Origin of the sequence: Nostoc sp. 'Peltigera membranacea cyanobiont' 213, assembly GCF_002245975.1 — a bacterium.
Classification (GTDB): Bacteria; Cyanobacteriota; Cyanobacteriia; order Cyanobacteriales; family Nostocaceae; genus Nostoc.
Map to the genome: position 1 here is coordinate 1 of NZ_NOLI01000038.1, position 13,900 is coordinate 13,900.

Consider the following 13,900-nt stretch of genomic DNA (forward strand, 5'->3'; position numbering starts at 1 on the left):
GGCAGGGGGCAGGATATAAAGTTTATATCTGAACTTTGAGTCCTATATTTTGTACCTCACGGGCTAAAGGCCCCGCTACCCCTAACAGCACTCAGCTTTGGGTAGGAACAAATTCGCCTTCTGGTGGTTGTGGCAAATTATCAATTTCTGGTCTTGGCCCTTCTTGAGACATTTCCCATTCCTGCCACAGTAAAGCAGCTAAATGAACTATGGCAAGAATTAGGGTCGCCACCAAAATCAGATAACTGTGTATTGTATAAAGGTGTTCGACAGTAACTGTATTAATCGCGCCACCCCCAGTTAGGATGTCGCGCATCTGTCCACCGATAAAAGGAATGGCTTCGATGGTTCCTAATTCAATGTTAAAACGCCAGTATCCTTCCTGAGTCCAATCTAGGATCATCGCTGTCCAGTCCAGCCCGATCGCACTTAATGTCAACAAAATCCCGCTAACCCAAGCAGTCAGCCAACTCTTGCGGAATTGGCGACCTAAAAACATCACCACAATTTGAATCAGAGCGATCGCAATTACTGCGTTACCAGCAACTTGATGCGCTCTCCAAAACAACCAGCCATAAGGCACTTGTGTATTAATCATCTTTAAGGAGTTATAAGCACCCCCTGCTGTCGGTTCATAGTAAAAAGACAGCAGAACTCCTGTAGAGACATAAATTAAGCACAGAGCAAGTATCACGACTGATAATATCGTCGCTATTCGTCGCATAATCTTATCGAACTGGGTGCTTTGCATGGCTCACCCCTCCTGTTCTTAACTAGGTATTTATTCTTTTCTCATTTTAACTAAGAAATATTAATAGATATTGCACTTATCAAAGAAAAATAAATTTTTATAATATTTTCGATCGGGAACTAGCCTGCCTCAGACTTAAGTCTGAAGCTAATAGTTTTAGTCCACTTAAGTTGTCTGCCAATATTTGATTTTTTCTATGTATTATTATGCATTAAGTTAAATATTTTGAACCTCACATGATGATTTTAGATTAAATCAAATATTGCACCCAAGCTTTTAAGGGTTCTGGCGAGCCATACCAAATTCCAGGACTTCTAGGAGAATGTCTCACACCTTCAATTACCAGATTTTCTGCGCCTTCCAAATGAGCAGCTTCAATCGGTGTGATTCCATCTCCCCAAGTGTTGCCTTTACCACAGGTTAATTGGTAACTACTGTAAGCTAACCAGCTACCGCGCCGCCTTTGTCCAAAGATAGTTTTGCCAGCCACACAAATGTAACGAACGTTTTTGTAAAAAGCTCCTGGGTAGTTATTAGTGACAAAATCTAGATTGGAGCGTGTCCAGCGTTCTTGGCTAATATGGGGCGTACCCAAGGTGATGAGAGTAGCAACTAAAGGATGCGCTTTCCAGAGGGAGGGTTTAGCGTTACTGTTTACCCAATATGGCTTTTCTCCCATGTAGATGCGGGATATCCAACCTCCGGCGGAGTGACCAATTAAGTTAACTTGAGTAGCATTATATTGCTGCAATGTATGCTTGATTGTCAGGTCGAGTTTTTGTAAAATTGGTGTTACTGGTCTTCCGCCAATAGTGCGTAGCCAGTCGCGCCGTCGCAGTGGTACTGTAACTGTAGGAAAATCTAACTGTTGTAAGGATTGTTCTAGTTGGCGGTAAGCGATCGCGCTTTCTAGATATCCCGGTACAATAACTGTCGGTAACGGCATTTTGAATTTTGGATGCAATGATTGAGGGTTTGAAACTTTTTGACGAAGAAGTAGTCAGAATTCAAAAGCTATAATTGCGATCGCACAACTGAACTCCCGATCGGAAAAGCCTAAATAGCTTTGGTGGATTTAGAGCTAAAATGTCAATAAAATTGTACAACTTGCAACAATTTTGAGGCTGCTAATATGGTAGTATTTTCACATAGGGACTAGCTCAGACAAGCAAATGTGCCATCTGTTACACAAGCCTAGTTGAATGGAAAAGCGGAGAAAAACAAGGCAACTTCAGCAGATGTTTTGATGTACTCAGACTTTTACCTTGACTTCAACTTTAAAAAAGATCCTAGATATTAATTTTAATTGTGTGCGTCACAAAAATAAAAAACCAAAAGTAGTAATTTTTCTAATACCTCTTTAGCAAGCTCAAATTTGAAGATTCGATCCAATCCAATGTCATTAAACAATTACAAACCTGAATAAATGGCAATTTTGGCGTTTTGATTGCCATGAGAGGAAATTATTATTTCCTTAGAGGGACGCGTATATTGCGATATTTTGCAATATAGTTCGGAAAGAGAAAATCGCTAGTCAACTGCAACTGAGCCGAGTGAACGATAACAGCTATGTCTTACGTCTCCGTGTTTAAAAATATACCAGAAGTTTTAAGCCAGCCAATTGGGATAGCGGCTATAGCTTCTCTTGGCATCCACGGTGCGATCGCCATGATTGTGCCATTGATGCCTATGGATTCTAGCAAACCCAAAGATACAGCATCATCCAAAACCGTTGGACTTTTGGAATTGAGCCAAGCCGATCAAAGCCGTTTGCCACAAAGCACCCCCCAAATTGGTTTACAACAACTTCCTCCAATAGCGCCACTTTCTGCATCTAACTTTAGCCCCCAAACCACATTGCCTCCATTGGCAGCACCGCCATCTAGCAGTCAGCTAGTAATGCCTCCGCTACCCCAATCATCGAATAACTATCGAGTCTCCTCCGTGCCTACAAGGCAGACTTTGCGGATGATTCCTAGTGATAATTTGCGATTTGATAGCTCTAAATTTGACAATTCTAAATTCAATACCACCCCCAAATTTTCTCCATCAGTTCCTCGTGTGAATGTCAGTGATACCAAATACCAGGTATCTAAGCCATTGGATGTAAATAGATTGCCATTGCCAGTATTGCAGTCGCAGCAAATACCTAATGATATTCTGCAAAATGCTCAATCTCCGAACCTCTCTGACACTAACCCCATTACAACAGCACAGATAAATACCACTCCACAAACGATCCAGTCGGGTAATAATGGGTCTAGAATTGCTCAAAACTCGCTAATAAGTTCTCTAAAACAAGCTCCAAGACCTGGGGATAGCTTAACCCTAATGAGGGGAAGCACATCACAACAACCCAATTTATCTCGAAAAGGAACTGATTTAGCAATTGCACAGCTAGATTCCTACGCAAACCTGAGAAAAGAAGTTCAGCAAGAATACCCCAACGTTGAACAAAAACCAGTTATTCGCCAAACATTACCTACAGATAAGCCGAATCTTGAAGGCGCTGTTTTGGGGGTATTAGTAGTGGATCGTGATGGTAAGGTCTTAGATATCAAGTTTCAAGACAAGCTAATTTCCCCTGAATTGCAATTGAAAGCAAGGGAATACTTCAATAAGCAATCCCCCAAGGGAGATAAACAGATTAGTTCCTACCCATTTAACCTAAGTTTCCAAAACAACACTGGGACTACTCAACTATCTGCACCAGGAATCAATAATAAGCTTACCCCCTCACCAGCAGCCACTTCTAAACCATTTCCCGATCTGCTAATCAGAAGTAATCAGCCTACGCCTTCTTCAAAAGGTACTCTTCAACCATTAGCAGCACCGAGAGTCAATGGCAATCAGCCTCAGTTCTCACCGACAGCTACTCCCAAACCATTATCTGAACTCCCAATCATAAATAACCAGATCGCGCCTTCATCAGCAGCTACTTCGCAACCCTTAGTACTGCCGAAAGTCAATCAGATTGAGTCTACACCCTCCGCCGAATCGGATCAAAAATTAGTAGAACGGTTGCGCCAAGTGAAGGAAAAGAGAGAAAAATCTAATCCAGAAAAATAATTACCTAGTGGTGATTTTGGATTCAAAAAAGTTAACTTAACTTTACAAGGGCGGTTAGCGCATCTACAAAAACAAAACCTACCTCAGTAGGTTTCCAATCTTCAATTTTTCCTAAGTCCGCAGAGGCGGACTTAGGTTTTTAGCTGTGAATTCGATGCGCCTTGGCTCTAAGTTTACACGTATGAGTATTTCTGTGCCCCTAAGAGTGGTCTATATTCCATTCGATTGAACCCCTCAATGGCTAACTTTACCAGCCTTGTTCTGCATTCTGAAAAACGTAAGCAGCTACCTCCAGAATCTCTTCAGCACTTAACTTTTCTTTAAAGGCAGGCATGGCATTTTTACCATTTTGCACTTGGTGGATAATCGCCTCGATAGAGTCGCGATTATAATTTTCTAGGTACTTTGACAATGCTTCCTTTTTCAAGGTTTTCTGGCTAATAAGGATATTGCCGCCACCTATATGGCAAGAAGCGCAGTTAGCCTCGAAAATTTTAGCCCCGTTGGATGTTTCGGCAGCTAGTGCTGGACTAATGAATGTCAATTTGAATAGAGCGATCGCTAACATTAAAATTAATAAAAGTATTCTCAAGAGAATTTCCTCGCAACAAGCCTCCAGGAAGAGTATAAACGCGATTAATCCCTGATTTAGTCAAATTTGATCGAGATTGGCGGTAACGAGTTCATCCCTCAATCGCTACGGGTTGTTTAGCGTCTTAGGGGTGGGGTAGGACTCGTTACCGCCATTTATGCATTGTGTGCGTCACTCTAGGAGTGTAGCGTGTTGCTATGAGGTAATTTCACAGAGAAAGGATCTTGTTTCAATGAGAACGTTTCTAGCCTTGGACAGTGATTGTACCAACCATGCCAGCACCACGGTGAGGTTCGCAGTAGAAGGTGTAGTCACCAACAGGTGCGTCTGCGGGGAAAGTGGTTGTTTCCTTTTTACCAGCACTCATCAGCAACTGCTTATGAGACAGAGATTTTGCTAAAGCGGCATCCTTACTGGGGTTTTTGGCTGCATCAAACACAACGTTGTGGGGAGGAACTTTATTGTTCACCCATTCAATTGTGTCACCTGGTTTAATGGTCAATTTTTTCGGTTCAAATGCTAGCATTCCTTTATCAGTACCCAATTTCACCTGGTAGGTTTCTGCAGAAGCGCTGGGAGTAAAAACTGCAAAGCTGCTAACAACTAAAAGGATTGTCAACACGGCTAAACTAAAGCGTCGCAAGCTTGCTGAAATAAATTTCATGGCTCTCTCCTAACAAACAATTTTTTTTCCTTTCTCATTTTAAATAAAATCAACACCAAATATGACAATCTGTCATAGATACAATTTTTTTTTAAGATATGGAGAGCAATTTATTGCAAAAAGCTGTGGAATCAGTAATATGAGGGACTGGGGACTGGGGACTGAATTCTTCCCAATCCCCAATCCCCAATCCTAATTTCGGGATTTAGTAATAGATTTTTCCGCCTCCCCACTTAGTGCCAACGATTTTGGGTTGTATGAGAATATGACCGGCGATCGCCTCCAAGTCATCATCAGTCAGATTTCGCATTGCTGTGAAAATATCTGCACTTTTGATACTGGGGTGGATTTCGGAAATCTCTTCTTCCCCGTCGTAAGTGGTGGGATTTTTCAGGTAATCCACCAATCCTTCAACGTTATTACGGTTGGGTGTTGCCAGTGCGAGATCCTCTGGAGCGAGGCCCACATTTTGGTTTGTCTTGGTAACTCCCCCAGCATGACATTGGGCGCAAGCGTAATTAAATAAGCGTTTGCCTTCTTTGACTTGTTTAAGGCTAAGTACGGTAACTTCACCTTCAGTATTTAATGGCACTGTTCGGGTAGCTTTGTCTAGTTCCACTGCTGTCGCGCTACCGACAAGCAACTGAAACGAGAGTAAAACAGTGACCACAACAACGCCAATTAGTCTTCTAAACATGTTTCCCCTTAAAAATTTTTACGCTCAACACAGCTAATAAAGCGATTCTCAATCTCCAAGCTGCTAATTACTAATGACTGATTGTTTTTTGTCATTAGCTATCAATGATTAGCTAAAGCCCAAGATCACCTTTCAGGTGTCCTCGTCATCACCCAATAAGTCGCTAGTACCTTTTGGGTGTGTTTCAAACGATATTTGGGAAATAATTGCCTTTGCATCTTCTAACGCCAAACGGGTCTTTTGGTGTTTGTAGGCGATTCCTAGTTGGTTGCACAGAGAAAACACTTTTTCTACAGGTATGCTGTAGTCAGCTGCTATCTCTGCGATCGATAGGTCTGCAAAACCCATAATGCTTGTTAACTGATAGATAGAGATTGAGTCGCTGTAATACCAATATCACGTTAGGAGTGCAATTTGTTGCCCAAAATACTGTTTAGGGAATGGGGAATGGGGAATGGGGCATTGGGAATGGGGTTTAACCTTTTCCTCAGGTAAAAATTATGCTTTGAATAAAGTAACGATTAAAAAAGGCGTAAAAACCTAAAGCTGGCAGGGTAAAACCATAGAAGCTGCCATAATGTAGTTCCAATAGCTGATGTATTGACCTTTGAAGGTGTTCAGCGTCAAAGGGAGGGTAAACATTTCTGGGTCAAATAGGATAACTATAGGCAATAAAAAATTATTCCAACTTCCTATGAACACAAAAACCGCCTGTGCTGCTAGCGCCGATTTAGTTCTTTAAGAAAATTAACAAAAAATTGCCGCATCATGAAGATGCAAGTGGCATTGACCATGCTAGAAACAATCATGCCTTGGTAAGAATTCAGCCTGGCGATCGCTTTCAAAATCAAAAATGTCGGATACTGCCAGCACAGCCAATAAGGTAGCGTTATTTGACCCGCCAGTACCGCCAGAAAAGATGTAAGACTGGTCAAAAAGTTGAAAAGTCCCAATCACCCCCACTGTTACCACAAAGAAGGTTACAGGCTTAAGCAGTCCCTAAAACTAGTATGGTGGGCATCATGAACATATACCCAGATATACCCAGCCAAGTCTTCTGTGATGTTCCACTTGGGGTTACTCCGTCGCCTGTTGATTTCAAATATTACTGAACCTCCGTTTAATCCTGCACTAACCCGGCTGTAGGGATGGGTTGTGTATGATTATTTATCGTACTCCTGTCAAAAAAGATTTAACTTGATTAAATAAGTTTGAAAGCGTATACCTAAAATGGCTATTTACGAGATATCGGTTGTATGAGTTAGCTGCTTATGTAATTTAGGGAACTATATATTTAGCTTCCTTGGGGATGCTAGTTAAACCTATTCAACCAAGAGGACACAAAATGTCATATACAGCCTACTTACGTTCGATTAAAAGTAAGCTTCAGAGAACTGGTAAAACTCAAAAAAGCCTACGGGTTAAAACTATCATAGAACAGTTTGGCTACCAGCGTAGAAGTCAATCATTCATAGATGATTTTAATGCTGCTCTTGATGAATTGGGACTTTGTGCAAATCCTCCTTTGGATTTGTATATTCCCTTAGATACAAAGATAGCTATTTCTATTAAAGGTATAGCTCCAACTAATCAAGTAGCTGAATCTGAATCAATTTCAGTCAAACGACAAGAGGCGATTTCAGTCAAACATGATTTTTTCTACTACTTATTTGATTTTGGCTCCGAACAAGAATATGAACGATTCCAAGCATGTTTGGATTCCCACCAGCCAGTAGGGATTTTTTTGATTCCACAAGTAGAAGATTTCTTCTCTGATATTGTTGTCAAAATCTTTAATTATGAATTAATTAGAAAGTCTCAATATGGTGGTTATAATACCATACCTAAAGCTGCTACTAAGAAAATTCCTACAAGTATTGTCTCAGAAGATAAAGATTGTGAAGATGAGCAAGAAAATCCTATCGCTGATGCTAGTATTTTTCAGTTTTATCGCTCAACTATGACCAGTATTATACTTGGCAACACTGGTTTAGAGTTGCTTGATTCTGAAAAATTCGATCGGCAGTTTGAACAGATATCTCTATATGCCAATAAATATAATTCTGAACAGTTTTTTATTTTATTTCATTGCCCATCGGTATTAGAAATCCAAGCTCATCAGCAAGAAGATGCTTTAGGATACTTGGTAGATAGAGTTGCTAGCAAAATTCCTTTTACTTTTACTCTCAGGTGTAAATATCCAAACGAAGCCTCTATTGAACATAAGGAGGAAGTATATGCCCATTTCCGTCTACTGTTGGAACTTCCACATTATGAAATCCAGGAAGATGATGTATCTTTGCAAGACTATTTTCTAGATTTACAAAAAGCTCAGATACAGGCAGAATCACAGTTATTGCTGAAGATAAAACCCGAACATTTTTACAGTCTGAAGTGGCAACAGGAAAGTAAAGAATATATCTATCTCAAGTATTTTGCTATTAAAACCTTAGAAAGTCTAGGATATGAATTGTCTAATATCGGCTGTGAAGTTGAGTTGACTTCCAGGGATGAGGAAACAACAGATGAAGATACATCAGAAGAGGATGAAGAGTATCAAAGCGAAATCATAGAAGTCTATGTAAAAAACCAGGTAGTGGTTGAGATAGAAACTCTCAAATATCAAGAATTTCAGGACAATAATCTCTTTTTAGATCCCCTGAAAAGAGTTTTGAGAAAATCAAAAGTATGGCCAAATAAACTAGAAAGTCTTTGGCTGGTAATTCCCGGTTTTGAGATTGCACGCAACTATTACCAACTAAAAAAAGCTAAGGAAATATTAGAATATAAGTTGTCTGGATATTATGGCGATCGCTTCCAGGTTGTAATCATGGCTCCTGATTATGAAAAACACCAATTAGTCCCAGTATCATTTGATTCAATCGACTATCCATCTTTTGCGTATAGGGCTAAAAAACCTAGTTTAGTACAAGCATATCCAGTTACTAACCGCGTCAAAGAATTTAAGCTTGACTTTAGCCAAGTAAAAGGTTTAAACGAAGAAAAAGAAAAACTGACTAGACTCCTGAAGCTTCAATCTAAGGGACACAAGGGTTCAATTGGGGGAATTCTTTTCTATGGATTACCGGGATGCGGTAAAACCCTACTAGCAAATGCCTTTCCTAATGAGTCTGGGAGATATTTCTTTAAGTTCTCTCCTGCTGATATTATCAGTGTTTGGATAGGTCAAAGTCAAAAAAATATTCGAGATATCTTTGCTCAAGCTAAGAAAAAAGCTCCTTCAGTTTTATTCATTGATGAGTTAGACAGTATTGGGTTTAATCGGAATGAAGACAACGCCCATACAGACCAAAAAGCAACTATTAACCAATTACTTATAGAACTAAACAATCTTCAAAATAGTGATGTAATTGTCATTGCTGCTACTAATTATTTGAGTGGGATTGATAGTGCTTTAAAACGTTCTGGTAGATTTGATTGGAAGATTCCTGTTTTCCCACCTGCTCAAGTAGAAAGAATAGATTTATTCAAACACTATCTGTCAAAAATTGATATAAATCAGCTAGTTAACTTTGAAATCCTGGCAGAAAAAAGTGTGAGATTTACTTCATCAGATATTGAGTTGGTTTGTCGGGAAGTTAGAAATGCTATTCTTCTCGAAGAAATAAATTCGGCTTTAACAACTTCAGATGTGATTACTTATATCAATAATCTGCAAGATGGCGGTTTAAGTCTTAACGAGGAACAAGTCAAAGAATTTATGGAAGAGTGTAAGAGAATGAGTGTAAAGAATCCTAAGTTAGAAACTCTGAAATTAGAATGGGCTTTGTATTAGGAATAGCTCAATAAAAATGGCGTAGCCCGTCGTAGACATCACTACTTTTGGTAGTGTTGGAAAATAACTTTAGGAATATGCGATATTTTAATCCTCGAAAACTGCTGTTAACAAGCGTAGGAGTAATAGCGATCGCCATAGGTGTCAACTTAAGTCAATTTAAGCCTTGGCTCATGGGATTCGCGGCTACACAGGCTTTCGTCCGCCTTGGATGTTTAAATAAGTCGAGAAGGAAGTATTGTTCATCAATAATACCCATTTTTTCGCACACGTCACTTTGCTTGGCAGGGTAGTATTCTTAATCATCAGTCTCAGGTACTACTTCTTCTACTGTCGCTTCATTCTCTGAAATATCAATAGCTTGTAGAACCTGTTTAACTATTTTTGGGTGCAATACTTTTCCTGAATGAAAAGGAATTACTACTCTCACTTCTTCTCGAAAATAAATCCTGTGACTTCCTTTACTTCTAATTTGAATAAAGCCTGCATTTAATAATAGTTTTTCAGCTTCTGTTGCAGTCAAACGTGGCAACTTAGGCAACTTTTACCTCCAAGGTTATGGTGAATATCTCCTTGTTATGAAGCGCCTGTTTTTCTGAATTTGACAAGGTTTCTATATAAAGCTCAACTGCTTCTTTAATATTTGCCTGTACTTCTTCTAGGGAATCACCTTGAGATTGACAACCAGGTAATTCAGGGCAGTAAGCATAATATCCATATTCATCTTTTTCAATAACAATGCTAACTTTATACGACATATCAAAGTTACCTTTGCTCATTCAATAAATATTATCACCTCTCATCCCCCTCTCGTTAGGAAGCGCGACAACGAGAAACCGAGGGTTGTAGATAGCACAGCAGTCAGGAACCACTCAACAAAATGCCACTCGCGGTGAAATTATTTATATACCCAGTGGTGATGTACCACTCCATAGTACCTTTTCGGCTTAATTAACCTCAAATAAAGTACGAGCTAATCCTGATTGGCGAATAATAGAGCGTAAAGTACCAATCCGTAATTCTTCGTAATTAGGGATAGGAACAGTAATTCACTAGGCAGGAAGCCAGGTGTGTAACCAACTATCTCGGCGGTTTGCGAAGTCGTAAAGCAAATCTTGCCGTTTCTCGCGCAAGCAGGAGAGGGCTTCATGTTGGGGCATCGCAGTGCTGGCCAGACCTTTGAGAATTGCCATTTGGCGTTGCCAAGTGGCTGGATCTTCGACGGGTTCCATAAAGCGGGCGGGTACTTGTTGCCCAGCTAATAGTGTGTCATAAGAGTGATCGTCAGAGAAAAAGTCTGGAGGATGTAGTGGGTAAAACAGGGAATTTCGGTAAGAGAGGGGGGCCCGCTCAGTAAATAACGCTAATCGCTCTATTGCGCCAGAGATATCTGTATCCCTATTGGCTGCTTGCCAAAAGGGAGTAGATAGACGGTGATTGAACTTGTAATGAATTCCGAGAAACCAACGCAGGGCATCCCAACGATCGCTCATCTTGCGGTTAAGTACGGATTTTACCCCCTCATCTCGCTTTGATGCGGGAAAGTTGGTAAGTAAAAGTTCTAATTCTAAAACGATGGTGTGGATGGCTGTCGATTCTAACGGTTCGACAAAAGCATAGGAATTGCCGATCGCCACAACGTTGCCTTTCCAAAAATCCTCATGTCGCCCGGAACGAAATTTCACCATCCAAGGATCGCCCATTCCCGGATTTTTGGCACGCATTTCCTCTAAAGCTTGGTCGTCACTACAAAATGCTGAAGAAAATACGTAACCTCGATGATCGGCATCCTCAAAGGGAATATTCCAACACCAGCCATTATTCATGGTTTCGGCTAGGGTGTAAGGTTTAACTGTACCATTATGGGGGACGGTAGCAGCGATCGCTCGATCGGTGCTGAGGGTATCTTGGTAACTCACGAATTTTGAGCCAAGTTTCTGCTCTAGCAACAACGAGCGGAAACCCGAACAATCAATATATAAATCGTAAGTTAGTTGCCGCCCATCCTCGGTAATTAGATGGGTAATGGTTTCACCATCGGCAGATATCTGGGCATCAGAAATTTTTACATCGATATGTTCTATGCCGGCGGCGATCGCTTCTTCTCGGAGGTAACGAACAAACCGCCGATTATCGAGGTGATACGCCCAGCGAATCTGGTGAAGTAGAGACAAGGGAGTACCATCGCCGCGATCGAAAATGGGAGCGCGATCGGCACTCATCAGCATTGCCCCCAATGATTGATTGTTCAGCGTTGAATCATAAAGGAGAGATTCTAGCAAGCGTCCGCGCTGAAACGGAAACGTAAATTCATAATCATCGGGTAGTCCCCACTGAAACTTAATCCCCAACTTCCACGTCGGACGAACTCTCTCATAGAAATCAACGATATCTAGCCCTAAAAAGCGGGGACTATGGAGAAACTTAACGAGTTCTGGAGTAGTCGCCTCGCCCACACCAATCACCGGGATGGCACTCGATTCTAGCAAAGTCACCTTGATGTCTGGTCTGAAAGCACGAAAGGCTAAAGCCGCGAGATAACCAGCTGTGCCGCCCCCCAAAATGCCCACAGTTTGGTAAGCATCAGATGCTGGGGGGATTGCTGCCTTGGGTGAGTTTGGCCAGATCCGCCCAATTTCTTCAGCAGCAGCAGCGATCGCACTTCGTTCAATAACTCCCAACGGTTCATCTAGTCGGGGGGTACACTCTTGGCACTCACTACTAGGGAGAAGCCGCTTAATGGTGCGTAGGCATAGCCCGCCGTAGGCATCGCCCTCCTCTGTAATTTTCAAAACGCTGGTTGCCCGAATTGGTGTTAAGGTCGGGCCCAGAAGGGAAATAGCTTCTTCAAGACAAGCCTGGGCTACAGAGGATAAAATTCCGCTATCCGCCTTGGCAACGATTGGGGTTGAAAGTTGCGGCCAAATATCTTCAAATACAGGTGGCAACCCTTCTAAAGTAATGACTCGACAGCCAAAACAAGCGGTTGCACCTCGAATAACTGTTGGGCCGATGAGTGCTGTTTCCTGGGAAGCCGTGACAAATAAACATGGAGTGCCACTGGCTAGGGCCGACTTGTTGACATCCAACAGTGCCTGAAATGGTACACCTTCCAAAGCACAAACAACAAAGTCAAATTCTTTAAAGAGTTGAGATAAGCCAGAAATACTAACAGAGTCTAGACTATCTTGGTATACTGTCGGCGCTAGCGATGACAGATATTTTGAAGTGCCGTTGACGAGTATCCGTTCTTGCCCAAGGGCGCGAAACTCAGGCGTTTGACAGGATGCAAAATTCTTCAGGTAAAAAGTGCGACGATTATCAAAACCTGCGGCAGCAAAGGTTTTAGCGAGAGTATTAAGTAATTGGTGATTGCCTAGTAAAGCGATCGCCTTTTGACCTACCTGCTTAGAGACTATGGGCAAATCCCAGCGATGATTTTGCGGTGCGGCTTCAGTTACTACCTCTTCAATAATATCCAGCTTACTTAAAGCCAAGACAATCTCGTTTAAGTAATTGCGATCGCCAGAATCTGCAAGTTCAGCATAAATTCTTTCAAGCGGACGAACTCCATCAATCAGCGCCAACAGTTTGCGGATAATGCTGGGCTGAATGCCTTCGAGGACGAACGCTTCGCCGCCCACCCAACTACAAACCTCATCGGCTTCATTGAGGATTAAATGGGCATTGGGATTAATTCGAGGCACCTGGGGAATGGGATCTATGAAGTCAGCCATTGACATTTTATTTCTTTAACAACCTGAATCGCCTCCTGAATTGGTAAGGCGTTAGCACAATTCTTGATGAAATGGTTTTTGACTTGTCGCCAATTATCTAAATCCAAGGTGTCATTGTCGCTTTGATACTTTGTGGCAACCTGTTGACCCATAAGTAGATTTAGATAGCCGTTATATCCAAAAACACTATTTTTGCGGAGCAGAATTTGACCAATTGGCGATGGGCCATTGTTTTGGAAAAAGTCTACTACTGTTTCGGCATCACCAATATCAGTTTGATGCCAGCAGTGCCGCCAGAATTCTGATTCTACTCGGCGATTGAACTTAAAGTGAATCGATAAAAAGTCACGAATATCATCCCACTTTTGGGCGATCGCTCGATTCGCTAGATTAATTAATCCTGGGCTTGGTTGCTGGTCTGAATCAATTAACACATCACACACACATTTAATGGTTTCGCCAATCATGTGTAATCTTGTTGATTCTAGCGGTTCGACAAAACCTGATGCGTTGCCAACGGCGACCACATTTTTCACCCAAAATCGTTGATGTCGCCCTGATTTGAACCTAATAACGCTAAGGCAGAGAGAAAAC

The 13,900-nt window shown here is 41.5% G+C and carries 12 protein-coding genes and 2 pseudogenes; 2 read left to right on the forward strand and 12 right to left on the reverse strand.

The features are described from left to right. Nucleotides 1–91: 91 nt before the first annotated feature. Together CDG77_RS13065 and CDG77_RS13070 are read right to left on the reverse strand one after the other, a co-directional pair. The gene (locus CDG77_RS13065; protein WP_094329797.1) at nt 92–751 is read right to left on the reverse strand and encodes a cytochrome b N-terminal domain-containing protein; all 660 of its coding nucleotides are present in this window, start codon (nt 749–751) and stop codon (nt 92–94) included. A 250-nt stretch (nt 752–1,001) separates the two neighbouring features. Further along, nucleotides 1,002–1,697, reverse strand: coding sequence for an esterase/lipase family protein (locus tag CDG77_RS13070; protein WP_094329798.1), 696 nt, complete (start codon nt 1,695–1,697; stop codon nt 1,002–1,004). Between the two features lie 623 nt (nt 1,698–2,320). On the opposite strand from CDG77_RS13070, the gene CDG77_RS13075 reads away from it, so the two are divergent. After that, nucleotides 2,321–3,820: a hypothetical protein gene (locus tag CDG77_RS13075; protein WP_094329799.1), complete on the forward strand. Its 1,500-nt coding sequence runs from the start codon at nt 2,321–2,323 to the stop codon at nt 3,818–3,820. A gap of 247 nt (nt 3,821–4,067) precedes the next feature. On the opposite strand, the gene petJ is transcribed toward CDG77_RS13075, so the two are convergent. From petJ to CDG77_RS37550, 6 genes and pseudogenes are all read right to left on the reverse strand, one after another. Next, complete coding sequence (gene petJ, locus CDG77_RS13080; RefSeq protein ID WP_094329800.1) at nt 4,068–4,412, reverse strand: cytochrome c6 PetJ; 345 nt, start codon at nt 4,410–4,412, stop codon at nt 4,068–4,070. Between the two features lie 244 nt (nt 4,413–4,656). Further along, complete coding sequence (gene petE, locus CDG77_RS13085; protein ID WP_094329801.1) at nt 4,657–5,076, reverse strand: plastocyanin; 420 nt, start codon at nt 5,074–5,076, stop codon at nt 4,657–4,659. A gap of 205 nt (nt 5,077–5,281) precedes the next feature. After that, on the reverse strand, nt 5,282–5,773 hold the full coding sequence (psbV, locus tag CDG77_RS13090) for a photosystem II cytochrome c-550 (protein WP_094329802.1): 492 nt from the start codon (nt 5,771–5,773) through the stop codon (nt 5,282–5,284). A 132-nt stretch (nt 5,774–5,905) separates the two neighbouring features. Further along, nucleotides 5,906–6,121: a hypothetical protein gene (locus CDG77_RS13095; protein WP_094329803.1), complete on the reverse strand. Its 216-nt coding sequence runs from the start codon at nt 6,119–6,121 to the stop codon at nt 5,906–5,908. A 139-nt stretch (nt 6,122–6,260) separates the two neighbouring features. Next, nucleotides 6,261–6,687 (reverse strand): annotated as a pseudogene (locus tag CDG77_RS13100) (carbohydrate ABC transporter permease); the annotation flags it as partial. Beyond that, nucleotides 6,635–6,769, reverse strand: a pseudogene (locus tag CDG77_RS37550) (sugar ABC transporter permease); the annotation flags it as partial. The pseudogenes CDG77_RS37550 and CDG77_RS13100, both read right to left, overlap by 53 nt. A gap of 349 nt (nt 6,770–7,118) precedes the next feature. On the opposite strand from CDG77_RS37550, the gene CDG77_RS13110 reads away from it, so the two are divergent. Beyond that, complete coding sequence (locus tag CDG77_RS13110; RefSeq protein ID WP_094329804.1) at nt 7,119–9,569, forward strand: ATP-binding protein; 2,451 nt, start codon at nt 7,119–7,121, stop codon at nt 9,567–9,569. Nucleotides 9,570–9,867: 298 nt separating this feature from the next. On the opposite strand, the gene CDG77_RS13115 is transcribed toward CDG77_RS13110, so the two are convergent. From CDG77_RS13115 to CDG77_RS13130, 4 genes are all read right to left on the reverse strand, one after another. Next, the gene (locus CDG77_RS13115) at nt 9,868–10,110 is read right to left on the reverse strand and encodes a type II toxin-antitoxin system HicA family toxin (protein WP_094329805.1); all 243 of its coding nucleotides are present in this window, start codon (nt 10,108–10,110) and stop codon (nt 9,868–9,870) included. After that, a complete protein-coding gene (locus CDG77_RS13120) occupies nt 10,103–10,327 on the reverse strand; it encodes a type II toxin-antitoxin system HicB family antitoxin (protein ID WP_094329817.1) in 225 nt (74 codons plus the stop codon). Before CDG77_RS13120 ends, CDG77_RS13115 begins: the two co-directional genes overlap by 8 nt. A gap of 294 nt (nt 10,328–10,621) precedes the next feature. Beyond that, nucleotides 10,622–13,306, reverse strand: coding sequence for a tryptophan 7-halogenase (locus tag CDG77_RS13125; RefSeq protein ID WP_190233967.1), 2,685 nt, complete (start codon nt 13,304–13,306; stop codon nt 10,622–10,624). Next, nucleotides 13,291–13,878: a tryptophan 7-halogenase gene (locus tag CDG77_RS13130; RefSeq protein ID WP_094329807.1), complete on the reverse strand. Its 588-nt coding sequence runs from the start codon at nt 13,876–13,878 to the stop codon at nt 13,291–13,293. The genes CDG77_RS13125 and CDG77_RS13130 overlap by 16 nt, the downstream gene beginning before the upstream one ends. Nucleotides 13,879–13,900: the final 22 nt, after the last annotated feature.

Excerpts from the sequence above, each read along its gene's own strand:
- petE (WP_094329801.1), bottom strand. The coding sequence starts at position 5,076 with ATGAAATTTATTTCAGCAAGCTTGCGACGCTTTAGTTTAGCCGTGTTG.
- CDG77_RS13110 (WP_094329804.1), top strand. The coding sequence starts at position 7,119 with ATGTCATATACAGCCTACTTACGTTCGATTAAAAGTAAGCTTCAGAGA.
- CDG77_RS13070 (WP_094329798.1), bottom strand. The coding sequence starts at position 1,697 with ATGCCGTTACCGACAGTTATTGTACCGGGATATCTAGAAAGCGCGATC.
- CDG77_RS13120 (WP_094329817.1), bottom strand. The coding sequence starts at position 10,327 with ATGTCGTATAAAGTTAGCATTGTTATTGAAAAAGATGAATATGGATAT.
- CDG77_RS13125 (WP_190233967.1), bottom strand. The coding sequence starts at position 13,306 with ATGGCTGACTTCATAGATCCCATTCCCCAGGTGCCTCGAATTAATCCC.
- CDG77_RS13095 (WP_094329803.1), bottom strand. The coding sequence starts at position 6,121 with ATGGGTTTTGCAGACCTATCGATCGCAGAGATAGCAGCTGACTACAGC.
- CDG77_RS13065 (WP_094329797.1), bottom strand. The coding sequence starts at position 751 with ATGCAAAGCACCCAGTTCGATAAGATTATGCGACGAATAGCGACGATA.
- psbV (WP_094329802.1), bottom strand. The coding sequence starts at position 5,773 with ATGTTTAGAAGACTAATTGGCGTTGTTGTGGTCACTGTTTTACTCTCG.
- CDG77_RS13075 (WP_094329799.1), top strand. The coding sequence starts at position 2,321 with ATGTCTTACGTCTCCGTGTTTAAAAATATACCAGAAGTTTTAAGCCAG.